The organism is Anaerobium acetethylicum, assembly GCF_900096945.1.
In the GTDB taxonomy this organism is placed as follows: domain Bacteria; phylum Bacillota; class Clostridia; order Lachnospirales; family Lachnospiraceae; genus Anaerobium; species Anaerobium acetethylicum.
This window is the reverse complement of the sequence record NZ_FMKA01000006.1, coordinates 1-16,838: the sequence shown is the minus strand read 5'-3', so window position 1 is coordinate 16,838 and position 16,838 is coordinate 1. Positions and strand designations below refer to the sequence as shown.

General features: G+C 45.6%; 15 protein-coding genes. 3 read left to right on the top strand and 12 right to left on the bottom strand.

The features are described from left to right. Positions 1-403: 403 nt before the first annotated feature. From BJR36_RS07205 to ilvD, 8 genes are all read right to left on the bottom strand, one after another. Positions 404-1,768: a right-handed parallel beta-helix repeat-containing protein gene (locus BJR36_RS07205; RefSeq protein ID WP_169823616.1), complete on the bottom strand. Its 1,365-nt coding sequence runs from the start codon at positions 1,766-1,768 to the stop codon at positions 404-406. 38 nt (positions 1,769-1,806) lie between these two features. Continuing rightward, complete coding sequence (locus BJR36_RS07200; RefSeq protein WP_169823615.1) at positions 1,807-2,364, bottom strand: GNAT family N-acetyltransferase; 558 nt, start codon at positions 2,362-2,364, stop codon at positions 1,807-1,809. 47 nt (positions 2,365-2,411) lie between these two features. Then, entirely contained in the window at positions 2,412-2,822 is a 411-nt protein-coding gene (locus BJR36_RS07195) for a MaoC/PaaZ C-terminal domain-containing protein (protein WP_091232175.1), read from the bottom strand. 55 nt (positions 2,823-2,877) lie between these two features. After that, positions 2,878-3,132, bottom strand: a complete 255-nt coding sequence (locus BJR36_RS07190; RefSeq protein ID WP_242875489.1) for an acyl carrier protein — start codon at positions 3,130-3,132, stop codon at positions 2,878-2,880. Next, positions 3,104-4,906, bottom strand: a complete 1,803-nt coding sequence (locus tag BJR36_RS07185; RefSeq protein ID WP_091232173.1) for an HAD-IIIC family phosphatase — start codon at positions 4,904-4,906, stop codon at positions 3,104-3,106. The genes BJR36_RS07190 and BJR36_RS07185 overlap by 29 nt, the downstream gene beginning before the upstream one ends. A gap of 310 nt (positions 4,907-5,216) precedes the next feature. Then, positions 5,217-5,921 carry a FadR/GntR family transcriptional regulator gene (locus BJR36_RS07175; RefSeq protein WP_091232167.1) on the bottom strand — a complete coding sequence of 235 codons (705 nt, stop codon included), beginning with the start codon at positions 5,919-5,921 and terminating at the stop codon, positions 5,217-5,219. 178 nt (positions 5,922-6,099) lie between these two features. Then, positions 6,100-7,488 carry a GntP family permease gene (locus BJR36_RS07170; protein ID WP_091232162.1) on the bottom strand — a complete coding sequence of 463 codons (1,389 nt, stop codon included), beginning with the start codon at positions 7,486-7,488 and terminating at the stop codon, positions 6,100-6,102. Positions 7,489-7,594: 106 nt separating this feature from the next. Further along, complete coding sequence (gene ilvD / locus BJR36_RS07165) at positions 7,595-9,313, bottom strand: dihydroxy-acid dehydratase (protein ID WP_091232158.1); 1,719 nt, start codon at positions 9,311-9,313, stop codon at positions 7,595-7,597. A 555-nt stretch (positions 9,314-9,868) separates the two neighbouring features. Between ilvD and BJR36_RS07160 the strand changes: the two genes are divergently transcribed. The 3 genes from BJR36_RS07160 (at position 9,869) to BJR36_RS07150 (ending at position 13,554) form a co-directional block, all read left to right on the top strand. Beyond that, entirely contained in the window at positions 9,869-10,069 is a 201-nt protein-coding gene (locus tag BJR36_RS07160) for a cold-shock protein (protein WP_091232155.1), read from the top strand. 784 nt (positions 10,070-10,853) lie between these two features. Beyond that, positions 10,854-12,509: a ribonuclease J gene (locus BJR36_RS07155; RefSeq protein ID WP_242875494.1), complete on the top strand. Its 1,656-nt coding sequence runs from the start codon at positions 10,854-10,856 to the stop codon at positions 12,507-12,509. Between the two features lie 109 nt (positions 12,510-12,618). Further along, the gene (locus BJR36_RS07150; protein ID WP_091232152.1) at positions 12,619-13,554 is read left to right on the top strand and encodes a magnesium transporter CorA family protein; all 936 of its coding nucleotides are present in this window, start codon (positions 12,619-12,621) and stop codon (positions 13,552-13,554) included. Positions 13,555-13,691: 137 nt separating this feature from the next. Here the strand turns inward: BJR36_RS07150 and BJR36_RS07145 are convergent, their stop codons facing one another. From BJR36_RS07145 to BJR36_RS07130, 4 genes are all read right to left on the bottom strand, one after another. Continuing rightward, positions 13,692-14,156, bottom strand: coding sequence for a zinc ribbon domain-containing protein (locus BJR36_RS07145; protein ID WP_091232148.1), 465 nt, complete (start codon positions 14,154-14,156; stop codon positions 13,692-13,694). Positions 14,157-14,175: 19 nt separating this feature from the next. Next, positions 14,176-14,556 (bottom strand): SMU1112c/YaeR family gloxylase I-like metalloprotein, encoded by a 381-nt coding sequence (gene gloA2, locus BJR36_RS07140; protein WP_091232146.1) that lies wholly within the window; start codon positions 14,554-14,556, stop codon positions 14,176-14,178. A gap of 87 nt (positions 14,557-14,643) precedes the next feature. Then, entirely contained in the window at positions 14,644-15,573 is a 930-nt protein-coding gene (locus tag BJR36_RS07135) for a nucleotidyltransferase family protein (protein ID WP_091232143.1), read from the bottom strand. Between the two features lie 138 nt (positions 15,574-15,711). Further along, entirely contained in the window at positions 15,712-16,605 is an 894-nt protein-coding gene (locus BJR36_RS07130; RefSeq protein ID WP_091232140.1) for a patatin-like phospholipase family protein, read from the bottom strand. Positions 16,606-16,838: the final 233 nt, after the last annotated feature.

Below are 16,838 nucleotides of genomic sequence, written 5' to 3'. Positions count from 1 at the left end.
CCCTTCTTTGATGTTTCCTGATGCTTATCAAATGCTTAAGCCTGTGACATAAAAAAAAGCACTTTTCAAGCCCCTCCCCTAATCATGGACAGGTGGTTGAAAAGTGCTAAGCGTCTGATCGTATATCATCCTGATAATACTCCAGACCGGATTCCACCTATCAACTTCCATTTTAACCCGTCCACTAATTTGAGATAAATGATAGTGAAAAGAAAAAACAAGTATCAAGCTGAACATATGATGCAGACATGTTGGAGAATGCTGAACTCATGCTGTACAGAATCAGGTCTTACGAATAGCAGTAAATTATCAGTATCTTTTTCAATTTATTTCATCTTTCGAAATCGAATTGACTAAATTAATTCTAGTATCTATTTTGTTTTCTGTCAATAGCCATTAACCCCTACCTGAGATATTCGCTTCCGCAGAGCTTATACACATTTTTATGAAGGGTTATGCCTTCCGAGGCTCCTATTTCGGTATTGTCAATTATACACAGGAATCCTTCCATATAGTTCTCCGTAATATTTATATCGGAGACTTCTGCAAGATAAAAGCATCCTGATCCTGCATTCTTTGTTGCCGCATACATCTGATTGCCCGATATTTCGGCATTGAAGGTATTGCTCATGCCGATTGAAAACCGCAGCGTATTGGAGAACAGATTGTTTTCAATGACCGTGCCTTTCATTGGCGTTTTCTTTACGGCCGCGATATTTATATCCACTGTTCCGTTCCCAAAGAACTCGCAGCTTTTTACGCTTACATTCCTTGCTCCGTTCCCAAAGCCATAGGTAAGGCCCTGCACGCCGTTGTTGCTGAATGTACATTTGTAGAAACTGACATTGTCGGCCATCGGCTGGATGCCGTCGGGTTCAATATCGACGCCCGCTTTGGGCATCGTCCTGTCCATTCCGTTGAAAACCGAATTGGTCACATACATTTCCTTTACCCCGCCTATGGTCAGGCCATTCCTTCCACAGCGGTCCACGTAGGCGCTGTCGATATAGATATAGCTGCTCAGGGAGCTGTCTTTGTATGGAGGCGAATTATAGACCGCCATGCCGTCTCCCCATGCATCCTTAACAACCACATTGCTGATATGGACATAGTCGCAACAGGATATGACAATCAGCGTCCCTCCTTCACCGGCCGTGTCCAGATGCTCATCCCTCTCTCCAATCCAGTTTCCTCCTGAAACTGTAACGTCGGAGGTGTTCCTGATCGTCAGCAGGGTCGGGACCGGACTTGCCGTAGGCAGGAGCTTGAATGTTGCACCTGCATCTGCATACAGCTCCATGCTGCCTTCTATAAACAGACCCTGTCCATCCCTTGTTTCAAATGGCGTATCGACGCCTTTCCCAGCTTTTATCATATAGGTTCCAGCCGGAACATAGAGATCCTTGCTGTTTTCCACACAGTAGTCTATGATATTCTGCAATGCAACAGTATCATCGGTAATTCCGTCACCAGCTGCGCCCTTAAGGGGTGATGGCGGATTTTTCGCGTTTAGGAATCCCTTTTCTGCATACAGTGCAGACTGCTCATCCGAAGATTCGGAATCATCATCCGTACCTGTTCCCACAGAATCAGAATCCGGCGGCGGAAGATCTGCGCCTGCCGTTTCAGGCAGATCCACCTTCTCCTCATCCGGAGTCCCGCCGCCAAAGGATATCAGTATGACTCCCACCAGAACCAGCCCCAGAAGCCCTGCAATGAAGCGCTTTCCGTTCCTGCCGATTGTGCTTTTTCGCTTTTCGTCTGTCAAAACGTCCACCTCTTTCCTCAATGGCAAATGACATGCTCTTATTTCTCAATCCCCGCTTCTGTTGCCCGCTTTTCTTCAAATTCTTCCTTCAAAATAGAGTAGTTTACCTGATTCCAGTATTCTCCCTTTTTATAAATCCGTTTGCGGAGCACACCCTCCTGGGTGAATCCGCATTTCTTAAGCATCTTCTGGGAAAATATATTTTTCTCGAGGGTAAGTCCGGTGATACAGTGCATGTTCAATTCATCAAACGCATAAGCCAGGATTCCCATGGTGGCGTCGTTTACATCACCCTTGACCCTCTTTTCAATATCGTTGACCACCTTGTAGAACAGCTCGGCCTTCCTGTTTTTCCAGTCGATATCCACCAGACCTATGGTGCCGATGGTAGCACCGTTGACGACATCGATCATGCATCTCAGTTCCTTGTTGGGATCAAAATGTTCAAACCACTTCATCTGGTTCTCCTCAGACATAGGGAATGACCATCCTGCCATCATATTTTCCACATCCGGATCATTTAAGATAGCAAGCAGCATCGCCATGTCTTTTCTTTCCAACGCACGCATCGTTACACATCCGTACTGAATATTCATACGTCTCTCCCCCTGCCTTATTCCACAGCATTCTGCCTTATCCGGCATCATACGCTGACTCTGATTTTCGCTTTTGAGACTGTCAGCCCCAGCTGGTTCCTGATCGTCGCCTTGATGGTCAGCAGCTGAAAAGTGTCATTCTTTTCTGTAACCTCTCCACGTATGGTGAGAGTGTCGTTTATATATACAGGTTTTGTAAACTTAAGTTCCATCTCATGGATCAGGCATCTCTCTCCCGGAAGGAACACGCCGACAAGGGTAGAATAATAGGATGCCGTAAGCATGCCATAAACCACCCTGTCCTTAAACCCTCTTCCGACAGCAAACTCCCTGTCCCTATGCAGGGGATTGACATCTCCGCTCAGTCTGCAGAACATGTTCTGCTCTTCATCACGTATATCCGCAGTGAATTCATATGCATGACCGATTAAAATTTCATCATAAGAAAAGGCATTCATAGGTTTCCCCCCGTTCTTACTATTGTTCCGGCTCTGATCTTCAAATCATCCAGGATTACTGCGCAATCGACAGTTTTTTTTCAATAAGGCGGGACATGTCACCCACGTCCTTAAGTGCCGCCACTGCCCTGATATCCAGTTTGATTTTGAACTCATGTTCCATGGCTACGATCAGGCGCATCTGCTCGAAGGAATCCCAGTCTTCAATATCCTGCGCTGATGTCGATTCCGTTATGATCAATGTATCATCATCAAAATTATTCCTGAAAATATCCTGGATCTTATCCATTATCTCTTTCCTGCTCATCATAAAATACCTCCATCACGCTGTTTTTATTCCTGTATTCCTCAGGTATGCTGTATGACCAGACTGTCCCGGTTTCGCTTTCCTCTGTCTTTTCAAATCCCAGTTCCTCGTACAGCCCTTTTACCAGCAGGTTTTTTTTGGTCGGCAGATAGGAGGCTTTGATCTTTTTGACGCCTTTTCTTTTGCACTCCCTGATCAGTTCATCGAATATGGCAAACTCCAGATTCCGTTTGAAGACCCTGCAGCTCATGACCCAAAGCTCGATTACTGCTTCGCCGTCTTTTACGGGGGCTATCATGGCTGTTACGATGCCTGCGTTTTCGAATTTGTCGCATAGTCTTGCTGCCAGGGTTATGACGCTTTCATCCTCAGCGGCATTTCTGACCTCATTTTCAGTAAGACGTTTCGTTGTCAGATTGAACTGGTTCGTCTTGTTGATTAGCTGGGTAATCCTGGGGATCACAGGCTCCGTGAAGGGGCTCATATAACACTTCATCTGCAGAGACACAAGAAATTCGCCGTAGTCCTCAATGCTGTTTTCCAGAATTTCCCTTTGTATGATGGCCTTGTAGGACTGGTTTCGGTTCATGTCGTCTTCGGAAAGGGTTGTTATTTCAAAATATCCCTCCTGGTCCAGCGCTTTGATGTATTCCTCCGGACTTCCTATCTCTGGTACGCTGACCTCGGGCAGCCTGGTCCTGACAATTTCCCTCTCCACCGGATTGTCATCCACGAACACGATGCTGTCCAGGCCTATATTGATTTCTTTTGCCATGGCGGCGATGCTGATATTCTTGTCTGTCCAGCTCACCTTCCATGATATGAAATCATCCCTCTTCAGCACGCTTCCCTCATGAGAAAAACCTTCCACCGCAAGGGATTCTTCGTTTTTCGAGCATGCATTCAGGGTGATTCCCAGGGTCGAAATCTCTTTCAGATAACGCTGGAATGCCGTAAAAGCCCTGCCTTCCGGCGATTCCTCCCCCAGTCTGATATTTTCGACACCGTCATCCCCAATCACTCCGCCCCAGAGGGTATTGTCGAGATCAAGAGCCAGAGCCTTTTTATTTTTTCCATACAGGGACTTCACGATCCTGGATATATTCCGACAGAGAAGCGGTATGGCATTCAGATCCATAGCCTGCTTGTACAGATACCAATGAGAAGGGTTTGACCATTTCTCCAAGCCATACCAGGAAGCAAGATAGCTGATGTCATTGATATAGAACCCTGCGTTGGCATTTGCATACTCATACATTTTCTGATTCAGATGGCTGATAAAATTATTTTTTCCGTACTTATGATAGGCATCCGCATTTCCCAGGAGCCTGTAGGCCAGCGGCTCGAAGTTGTTCTGGATGACCGGACATCCATAACGCTTTTTCAGCTCGGTCCAGACTGTTTCGTATCTCCTGTATACCGACTCAAGCTTTTGCGCCAGAACAGCTTCTCCGTCTCCCACACATGGAAAAACGTCAATATTTTTATTGCTTGTGTGTATATAAATGATTTCAGGCTGGAACTCCTCCAGGCCGGCATTTCCAAATACAGCCTCTTCATAAAACCTGTTATAGGAACCTTCGTAAAATACCGGTCGGATTCCCTGGTCCAGAAGAAAAAGTTCAAGAACTGATTTCACATCGCCGATCGTCGAACCGCTCAGGATCGCAATTTTTTTATCAATAAAGGGGCTGTCCTTATCGAGGAGCTCCTTCCTGATTGATTTCTTCTTTTGCATGATCATTTCGTCGTCAAATGGATAATTCAGATTAAACATCGCGAAACACCTCCGTCGCCTCAGCAGGACATTTTTGCTGTTTCAAAATTAGAAAATATTCCATTATTTCGTTTATTGTAAGTATAGCACATGATGTTGATTATATAAAGCGACAATTTTTAGTTTTTTTCACTGTTTATCGACATCTTTTTTCTGGTGCCGGCTGATTGATGCTAGCCAGTCAAATACCTCAAACCCTACTGCACCTCCTTCGCGGAGCGTTTTCAACTCATAGGCCACGCTCCTATGAGATAAAAAAAATGCCATGCAACGCTGACTGCCTTCAGCTGCGCATGGCACCTTCTCCCTGTTATTTTTCATCTCGTTCTTTAATTAATTTTGCAATCATCTGCCTGTTGTAGATAAGATGCATCATCATTGCATATTTCGCTGCACCGGGATCCCGGGATCTGATCGCATCGGCTATATCCCTGTGGGTAGAGATCGTCTCCTGTTTCAGCTTGCGTTTTGTAATATCCGCAAACAGGACGACAGCTGTATTGATGACCGGTATGATCTTCTCGATAACGACATTTCTGCTGCAGCGCGCAATAAGTTCATGGAATTTCACATCCTCCAGCCTGTGGTCTTCGCCTTTTTCATACAGTTCCTCCACCTTCCGGCACTGGTCGACGATTTGTTCTATTTCCTCATCTGTCGCCTTTATAGCCGCCATACTGGCAATCTCAGGTTCAAGTATGATTCTCACATCCAGCAGATCCATGGCCAGCGCATATTTATCATGGACAAACGCCAGGCCAAGGGGATCTTCCGCAATCCCTTTTTTATCCGATACGTAGGTTCCGGCTCCGCGCCTGATCACGAGCACATTTCTGCTGACTAAAAGTTTGACAGCCTCCCGGATCGTACTTCTGCTGACCCCCAGTTTTTCAGCCAGCTCAAATTCATTCGGTATCCTGTCTCCTGCCTGCATATCATTTTCTATGATATATTGAATCAGGTTTTCCTCAACCATCTCTGCCAATGGCTTGGCAGAAGAAGTATCTTTATTCATCAATTCCATCTCCTTCACGTCAAACAAACTCTATCTATAATTATATGGAAATTCTGATAATTATCAAGTAAGGCTTTAAGGGCATTGCAGAACGCAATGCCCTTAAAGCCTTTTTCATTTATTTTTGGTTATCACCTGGCAGTGCGGCAGATGCACTGCTCCAACTCCTGGCCTTCAGCTATTTTACAATTACTGAAATAAGAAGCGCTACCACAAATCCCGAACCGCCTACGATCGTTTCCATCATGGTCCATGATTTAAGTGTCGTTTTTTCATCAATCTGAAGCAGGGATTTTACAAGCCAGAAACCTGAATCGTTGAAATGGCTGCATACTGTTGCACCGCCGGCAATGGCTGCCGTGATGCATGCAAGATGTATAGGGGAAAATCCCGAAATGGCCGGCATAGCCGCCACAATACCTGCAGCCATCGTCATGGCAACCGTGGATGAGCCAACGGAGATTCTGACAAGCGCAGAAATGATAAATGCAACCACAACCATTGGGAGTGCGCTGTCTGCCACGAACTGGCCGATCACATCCCCAAGTCCTGAATTCTGGAGCACATATCTTAAAACACCGCCGCAAGCTGTTACAAGGAGTATCATGCCTGTAGGTTCAAGTGACTTCGTCATGACTTTTTCAAGTTCTTCACGTGAATATCCATGTCTGATGCCAAGTATGAACATGGCAACCAGGGTGGATACGGTCAGTGCTACAAAAGGTTCGCCAAAGAAGGCAAGAACAGGGGCAATTGCCGCCATTGCAGGCACGACGCCGGATACGGTCTTGAGCAGGATCAAAAACAGAGGGATGAAGATTATTCCAACTACCGTGCCGAACTTTGGCAATTTTGATTCATCATAATCTTCCATTTCCGCGATATTAGTAGGAAGCGGAACGAAAATCTTAGTGCCGATATATTTTCCCCATACAGGACCGCCAAGGATCATCGCTACAGTACCACAGATAAGGCCGATACCGATTACATATCCCAAATCCACGCCAAGAAGGTTCGCTACAAGTATCGGGCCCGGTGTCGGCGGAATAAATGCATGCCCAACTGCGAGACCTGCAAGAAGAGGAATTACGTAGAATAACGTTGATTTCTTCGTGTTTTTTGCAAGTGTCAATGCAAGGGGAATCAGAATGATGAGCCCTGCATCAAAGAATACCGGCATTGCGATTACAAGGCCTGTTATCCCAAGTGCCCATGCCGCTTTGTTTTCACCGAATTTATTTACCAGGGTCAATGCGATTCTCTGGGCACCACCGGATATTTCCAGTATGGCGCCGAACATTGAACCAAGACCTACCAGCAGCGCAATGCCTCTCAGCGTATTTCCGATACCATCGCCTATGGAGCTGATGATCGCTGCAGGCTCCATGCCCGCAATTACGCCGATCACGCTGGCGCTGATCAGGATTGCAAGAATCGCATGAAGCTTGATCCCGATAATTAGTACCAATAAAACCACCAGACCGATTATTGCCGCCGCAATAAGCCGGGCAGGATCAGCTGTTGCAGCTGCTGTTGCAGAAGCTGCTAAGAATAATGTATTTCCCATGATTTTTTTCTCCCTCGAACTTTTCCTATTTATTTTTTGACTATTCCTGTTTATTTTTTGACTATTCAGGACCATGCCCTTCATAGCAATAGACGATGCATGCAAATTACTCCATATATCCGCCCTTCATCGGCGACACGGCGTGCTGCGAGAATATCTTAAGAACCCCGCTCTTATATTTTTCTTCTTTTGGAACCCAGTTCTTCTTTCTTTCAGCAAGGATTCTGTCCACTTCCTGAAGCGGCATTTCCTGACCTTTTACACCGATAATCTGGAGAATTCTCTTCTCGATATCAATTTCAATCAGATCATCCTCTTCAACGAGGGCAATCGGACCGCCTGAAGCAGCTTCCGGTGAAACATGTCCAATCGCAGGCCCTTTTGAAGCGCCTGAGAATCTGCCGTCCGTAATAAGGGCAATCGTCTTTCCTAATTCTTCATCTGACGAAATCGCCTCAGTCGTATAGAACATTTCCGGCATTCCGCTTCCTTTTGGACCTTCATATCTGATGATTACAGCATCTCCCGGCCTGATCTGCCTGCTGAGCACCGCCGCGATCGCATCTTCTTCACAATCGAAAGGTTTCGCCTTTAATACTGCCTTGTGCATTTCCTTAGGAACTACAGAATGCTTGACGACAGCTCCTTCAGGTGCGAGATTTCCTCTTAAGATTCCAACGGTTCCATCGTTTCCGATCGGATTGTCAATGCTGCGGATTATGTCTGTTCTTTTGAGCCCTGTCTTGGTAAGCAGTTCCTCACATCTTTCGTAGTAGCCGTTTTTCTTAAGATCTTCCAGATTTTCTCCCAGGGTCTTTCCAGTTACAGTCATCACGTCAAGGTGCAGCAGATCCTTGATTTCTTCCATCACACGGGGCACGCCGCCTGCATAGTAGAAATATTCAGCCGGCCATTTTCCTGCAGGTCTGATATCAAGCAGGTATTTTGCACCCCTGTGGAGCCTGTCGAATGTATCCGCATCAACCTCAAGTCCAAATTCATGGGCTGCTGCTGGAATATGCAGCAGGGAGTTCGTGGATCCCGAAATCGCCGCATGAACGATGATTGCATTCTCAAAAGACTTCATCGTCACGATATCGGATGCCTTCAGGCCCATTTTGGCCAGTTTGACAGCCTGTTCTCCGGCTTTGTAGGCAACCTTCTTCAGATCTTCACATGTAGCTGGCATCAGTGCGCTTCCCGGAAGCATAAGACCAAGCGCCTCAGCCATGATCTGCATTGTAGAAGCAGTGCCCATGAATGAGCAGGATCCGCACGACGGACATGCATGATGTTTATAATAGGTCAGCTTTTCTTCGGTGATTTCCCCACGCTGACACATCGCACTGTATGCGCCGATCTGCTCGAGCGTAAGCAGATCAGGTCCGGCCTCCATGACGCCGCCTGTTACGATAATTGCCGGTATTCCAAGTCTTCCAATAGCCATCAGATGTGCCGGTACAGCCTTGTCGCAGCTGGCTACAAAAACGCCGCTGTCAAAAGTTGTCGCATTGGCATGAATTTCAATCAGATTGGCAATGGCGTCTCTTGAAACAAGGGAATAATTGATTCCGTCATGGCCCTGCGCCATTCCATCGCAGATATCCGTAGCAAAGTATCTTGCTCCTTTTCCGTTATGTTCCTGAATGCCCCTGACGGCTTCTTCCACCAATCCAAGCAAATGTACGCTTCCCGGATGGCTGTCGCCAAATGTGCTCTCGACAATAACCTGCGGTTTTTCCAGATCTTCTAATGACCATCCTGCGCCCAGACGCAATGGGTCCATCTCCGGTGCTAGTTTTCTGACTTCCTGACTCCTTAACATACTTCTTCCTCCTGTGTTGACGTATAACGTCTGACGTATTTCTTGATTAAATACTAGCATTTTGGAGTTGCACTGTCAATTATGCATTTATTTTTCGTTATTTCGCACAAATTCCAGGGTGAAACACACTCTATACATCCGATGTTTTTATTGATTTTCAACAACAAAAAGGAGTTTTGCACTGTAACCTCGTTGTTATAAGCGCCTTTCAAATACTGTTCTACGCACAAACATCCAAAGTGGTCAGACCTCCTCCCCGAAATTCTGCATCTTCGCTTGTCCCCAGTTTACTGCTCACTCCGTGACAAGTAACGCGCTGCGCGATGCACAGAAATGGCATGAACAGTTACACCCGCCAGGCCAGATTATAAAACATTCCGAAAACACTTGACTCTTTCTGGTCGGGCATGTTATAGTAAGCAAGTATTACAGATGTATCAATAGATTTCACATATTTCTAGAGATTGTATGTATGATGCTGATATATATATAATTTGTAGAAATATGTGAATTTTTTTTACAATGGAGTATAATAAAAAAATGGGAGGTACCACAATGAATAAGGGTACAGTAAAATGGTTTAACGCAGAAAAAGGATTTGGTTTTATTACAGCAGATAACGGAGCAGATGTTTTCGTACATTTCTCAGCTATCTTAGGAGACGGATTCAAATCATTAGACGAAGGTCAGGCAGTAAGCTTTGACATCACTTCTGGCAACAGAGGAGATCAGGCAGCTAACGTAACAAGATTATAATCAGCTGATCTAATCTTATACAGCAGCAAAAAAAAAGGGCCGCGGGTATTTCTCGCAGTCCTTTTTTTGCATATATTTTTTATATAATTTGCCCGTGACAGACAGTCCCTATATTGACGACTTCGTTCCGGACTGATATACTGAAATTGACTATTTATCCGGAAATTAATAAAAAATGATATTTGCAACTACGAGCAATCGTTGTCAAAGCTTTTAAGGAATCGTCTTATCAGGGGATAATACGGTTTTATGAAGAGAAATGCAAATTTATTTAATTGATGAAGCAACGGCTGGTATATCCATACTATTTAATTATATATAGATAACAGGCCGGTTTTCTATACGGCTTAAACAAACGGACTAGGTCAATTCACTAAATTATGAAATACAGGAGGTATTTAATTTGAATACGAACGAAGACACAAATATTGAAGAATCAATAAACAAAGAAATACAGATCGAAAAGCCGCAAGTCATCGAGGCTTCAGGCGATCAGACAAAGAGCGATAAAGAGGAATCGGACAAACCGGCTGCCCGCAAGCCAAGGCCAAGAAAGCCAAGAAATAAAAGCGACAAACCTGTTGCCGACCCCGCCGCCGCTGAAAAAGCAAATGCCGAAAAGCCGAAGGCTGACAAGCCTAAGACCGACAAGCCAAAAGCAAATAAGCCAGCACCTCAGAAAGCAAAAACAGATGCAGCAAAAGCTGCCGCACTCCCGGGCTCCGAGGCCGTGACTGAAACAGCTCCAAAAGCCCAATCAAAATCCGGCACAAAAGCTGCGAAAGTGAAAAGCGACAAACTCCGGATCATCCCTCTTGGCGGACTTGACAAAATCGGAATGAATATCACTGCAATCGAATATGAAGACAGCATCATTATCGTCGACTGCGGAATCTCATTTCCAGATGAAGATATGCTGGGAATCGACCTTGTAATCCCGGACATCTCCTATCTGAAGAACAACCTTTCAAAAGTCAAAGGGTTTGTCATCACTCATGGACACGAGGATCACATCGGCGCTCTCCCTTACGTATTAAGGGATATCAACGTTCCGATCTATGCAACCGGACTGACTGTCGGACTCATCGACCACAAACTGAAAGAACACGGCCTGCTGACAAAAACAAAACGAAAAGTGGTAAAGCACGGACAGTCAATCAACCTCGGCGCTTTCAGAATCGAATTCATCAAGACAAACCACAGCATTGCTGATGCTTCTGCCCTTGCAATCTATTCACCGGCGGGCATCCTTGTGCACACAGGAGATTTTAAGATCGACTACACACCGCTGTTCGGCGATTCTATCGACATTCAGCGATTTGCAGAAATAGGAAAAAAAGGCGTACTTGCCCTTATGTGCGATAGCACGAATGCATCCAGGCCAGGCTTCACGCCGTCTGAGATCAAGCTTTCAAAAACTTTCGAAAATCTTTTTACAGAACACAACATGCAGCGCATGATCGTAGCAACCTTCGCATCCAATGTCGACAGGGTTCAGCTGATTATCAACACCGCTCACAAGTTCGGGCGAAAAGTAGTTCTGCAGGGCCGCAGTATGGTCAACGTAATTGCCATCGCCTCGGAACTCGGCTACATCACTATCCCGGACAATACCATGATCGATATCAAACAGGTGAAAAATTATCCGGACGAAAAGCTCGTATTTATCACTACTGGAAGCCAGGGCGAATCCATGGCTGCACTTTCCAGAATGGCTGACGGCAGCCACAAGGACGTCAGAATCAAACCTGGCGATGCAATCATCTTCAGCTCGACTCCGATTCCAGGAAATGAAAAAGCAGTTTCCAAAGTCGTAAACGAACTGACCATGAAAGGCGCAAAGATAATCTTCCAGGATACGCATGTATCCGGACATGCCTGCGCCGAAGAGATCAAGCTGATCTATTCGCTTTTGAAGCCTAAATACTCAATTCCTGTCCATGGCGAATACAGGCATCTCGCAGCACAGGCTGCCCTTGCAAATGAGCTTGGTATTTCTCATGAAAATACATTCCTGCTGAAGTCAGGAGACGTGCTTGAACTTTCCAAAGAGAAAGGACGCGTTATAGACAAAGTCCAGTCAGGCGAAATCTATGTTGACGGCCTCGGGGTCGGAGACGTCGGAAATATCGTCCTCCGAGACAGGCAGAGCCTTGCAGAAAACGGCATCATTATCGTGGTCCTCACCCTTGAAAAAGGAACAAACCACATCCTTGCCGGACCGGACATCGTTTCCCGCGGCTTCATCTATGTCCGCGAATCCGAAGTCCTTATGAAGGAAATGCGCAATGTCATCAACAATGCTTTAGACAAATGCCAGACCCGCAACGTTACAGAATGGGGCAAGCTAAAGAATGAAGTCAGAGATGACCTGAACGATTTCTTATGGAAAAAGATAAGAAGAAGTCCCGTTATACTCCCGATTATTATGGAATCTTAAGAACAAGCCCTGTGGCCTGAGGACAAACTTTTTCATGAGATAAAAACAGCCCTGTGGCCAGGAAAACATCTTCCTGGCCACAGGGCTTTATCAAAAGAGAGGACATCTTATGTACTATCAAATCAGCACGGAAATCATGCAAATCGGCTTTTCAGAAATTGATCCGGACAAAATAACAGTCGGCCTCATTTCTCTGGAAGAACTCGAACGGAATTATAAATGTTTCGGTTTCGCAAACTCTACGGTACTGGAATGCAAGAGCGACCGGATCCATCTTCACGGGAACATCGATGTTTATGACGACTACCATTTCGGCATCATAAACGGCATCGATTCGGAACACATCCTGAAACTGCAGGACCGGATTGCAATCTATATCAAGCGCAATCTATTCATGATCGTTATCATCGAAGATGCTGACGACAGCGTAGCCGAAAAGCTTTCAAAAGCCATGGAACGGCTGAATCCGAAGAAACTGACTCTGGAAAGAGTCATCTACGGGTTTCTCGAGCGGCTCATCGCAGATGACTACGACGCTATCGAGGTTCTGGAAGAAACGATCAGCGGTCTGGAAGAGGAAATAAGCAAGAAACAGCTGAATGACGACTTCCCTGCCGAAATCACCAGTATCCGCAAACGCCTCCTGGTAACCCACAATTTTTACGAGCAGCTGACTCTGCTGGGAATGGCGCTTCAGGAAAATGAAAACGATCTGTTCCTCGAAGACAAGCTGCGCTATTTTACCATATTCACGAACCGGGTATCGAGCCTGAACAGCAATATACAGATGCTGCAGGACTACTGCGCCCATGTAAAGGAAGCATATCACGCCCAGCTCGACAACAACCTCAACGCTGTCATGGAAGTCTTCACGGTCGTTGCTGCCGTCTTCCTTCCACTCACCCTGATTGTAGGCTGGTATGGAATGAACTTCAAATACATGCCCGAACTTTCCTGGAAATTCGGCTATCTTTTCGTGATTATCCTTGCTATCCTTGTCGTGACAATCGCACTCCGGTATTTTAAAAAGAAAAAGTTCTTTTAATCTGTCGTACAGAACAATCTTTCCTGTGGCACAGTAAGGAGCCAGGCTTTGTGGTAAACCAACCACAGAGCCTGGCTCCTGTATTTTTACAGCTACTTCGGAATCCATTTTTCAAAAACTGTAATCCGGTGCAGGGATTACTCCTCTTCGCCTATATCATCCAGCGGTGTCTCGGAGGCATTCTCATAGGCATCATCATAGACGTCATCGAAATCATCATCTACTTCCGGTTCCCCGGCCGGCTCTTCAGCCGATGCCTTTGTTCCGCATCCCGGGCAGTATGCTGCATCTGCGCCCATATCGGCACCGCAGTTTTCGCAGGTCTTCACACCTTTAATTTTATTGATTTCGCCTTTCAGCTCCTGTATCTTTTCAGAAGCCGACTTGATTTCCCTAAACTGGGATGCATAGGGGCCGTCTTCTTCTTCCCTGTGCAGTTCAAAATAAGCCTTCCCAAGTTCAGCATACAGCTTACTGACGATCTTTTCCTGGCTGCTGATCTGCACGCTCAAATTCGAAATGTCTGCCATCTCTTTTGCCTTCTTTACTGCTTCCTTACCCTTTACAGATAATGTTTCTCCTACCTTTTCAAAAAAATCCATAACTGATTCTCCCTTCCATCTATTCATGAAGTTCCAGCGGCAGGCCATCAGGATCCTGAAAGAAGGTCATCTTCTTTCCGGTAAATGCATCCAGACGCACAGGTTCCGTTTCTATGCCTTTTTTGTTCAGTTCCCGGACTGCTTCTTCGATGTTTTCGATTTTAAATGCCAGATGCCTCAGACCGCAGGCTTCCGGATAACTGGGCCTTGGGGGACTGTTTTTGATACCGAAAATCTCAAGTTCGCAGTCGCCCAGAGCAAGATCGAGCTTATAGTCATCCCGTTCTTCTCTGAAATTTTCACGGATAATTTCAAATCCCAGCAGATCCACATAAAAATGCTTCGATTTTTCGTAGTCCGATGCAATGATTGCAACGTGGTGTATTTTGTCAAACATCATGGTGTTTTTCTCCTTGTAATATTACTGCGCCAGGGTAACTATTCAGGACTGCGGCCTTCATAATTAAATATGATGCACAACATTTTGTTACCCAAAAAGCTTCTCCTTGTAAACGCCTTCTGCAATAAGCTTTTTAAAGGATTCAACTACCGATTCTTTATCTTCTTTATAGGTAACGCCAAACCAGCTGTCGTTTGTATCGAGGACTCTGACGCTTGCCTCTCCTGATTTGATGAGGCTGTCGATGATTGTTGGCAGAAGGTATTCTGCTTTCAGATCCTCCGCCGAAAGCTTTGAAAGGAATTTCACAAAACCCGATTCGAGAATATCAAAGAATTCCGGTGTCAGTCCCCACATGTTCATTGAAACATAAGAATCTGAATCAATTGGTTCCTGTTTTCCATCTTCCGCAAGAATGGCTGCGCCGGTGGAGGTTTTTATGATATTCTGGGTCTCAACCACATCCGCAAGCATACCGTTTTCATCGATTCTGCATACGCCTCTGGTGACTCCGCCGTTTTCACTCAGGGTATTTTTGAGTCTGAAGCCAGCCATGCAGAACTCAGACTTTTGGTCAGCAGATAGTGCGGACAGATATTTATGGACCTTGACGAAGGCTTCTTTTCCATAGTAATCGTCTGCATTGATTACCGCAAACGGTTCCCCGACGATACCCTTGCAGGCCAGGACTGCCTGACCGGTTCCCCATGGCTTGGTTCTGCCTTCCGGTTTTGCAAAGCCCTCCGGAAGATTATCTATTTCCTGGAATGCATAGGCCACATCACAGATTTTTTCTATTCTTTTTCCGATCACCTCTTTAAAGTCTTCTTCCAGATCTTTTCGGATTATAAACACTATTTTGTTGAAGCCTGCTTCGAGGGCATCGTGTATGGAATAGTCCATAATGATTTCGCCATTCGGTCCAACCGGTTCAAGCTGTTTGATTCCTCCGCCGAATCGGGATCCGATCCCGGCTGCCATGATTACTAAAGTTGTTTTCAAGTTGTAATTATTCATGATTTTCTCCCCGTTTTTTTCAATATATAAAATAAACAAGTGTTTTTCTTTTTCCCTATGCGACTATGAAGGACTCAGTCCTGAATAGTTGCATAACAAACACTCTCTGTTCTATTGTATAGTCAACATTTAACAATGTCAAACAAAAGGCACCAGGAATTCCTTCCATCCCTGCACATCACGCCTTCCCTGAGCGTAACCCAGCTCATAGCTTTCTGTAAGCTTCCTGTAATCCACCTCGCGGTTGGATACCGGCATGACATCGGGATAGACCAGGAATGCCTTCCCTTCGCTCTCCAGCTGCTCTAGTTCCTCCAGAGTCCTGTTGTATAAGATATGGCGGTTCATCATCGCTTCCGCCACCAGGGGATAGTGCCGATAATAGGCCCTGAGTGCGCCTGTGTATTTCAGCGGTCTTTTCCTGTAGCCTTTTTCGCGGGTAAGGATAACGAAAAATTTCTTCTTTCCATCCTTTTTTGCAACATCGAGGGCGATACCTCCGCCCAGGCCTCCGTCCACATAGCAGCGTCCTCCAAAATGGGTGGGCGGCATGAAGATCGGCATGGACGAAGATGCACGCACTATTTTCATCAGGTCGCTTACATTCCGGATGTCATCCTTGGTATAGTAGACCAGCTCACCTGTTTCACGGTCAAATGCGCCAATACGCAGTTGTGCCGGATTCGCCTTGAACGTATCGAAATCGAAGGGTAATACGCCACCCGGCCTTGGCGTTTCTTCGTATATATACTTCGAACGGAAAAAACCTTCTCCCCTGATAAAATATTTCCATCCGCCGAAGTTTTTATCCTGGACCAGATCCACAAAGGATCGTTTGACCCTCTCTGTATCCCTCGACAGATAGTTGGCGCTATGGCTGGATCCTGCAGAAATGCCTGCGACATAGTCGAAATACATCTCGTTTTCCAGCAGCGTGTTTAAAAATCCGGCGGTATAGCTTGCTCTCATTCCGCCCCCCTCAAAAATCAGGGCTGTGTCTTTTATATTGTTTGTCAGCTTTTGTTCCATCATTGATGATTGTCTCCCCTTTTCAGATTGCTGCACCCATCCTGGTACCAGGTACCCGGATGTATAGATAATATAAGTATATATCTTCATACCTCCAATCGCAATGTTTGTACGGAAAAGAATCCAACCAAAGATTTCATTCCTAAATTGAATTTTTAAATTCCACCCCTTTTATACAAGGTATGGAATTTAATCTTGCAATCTCTTGTGTGGAATTTAGTCTTACAAGCTTTTCT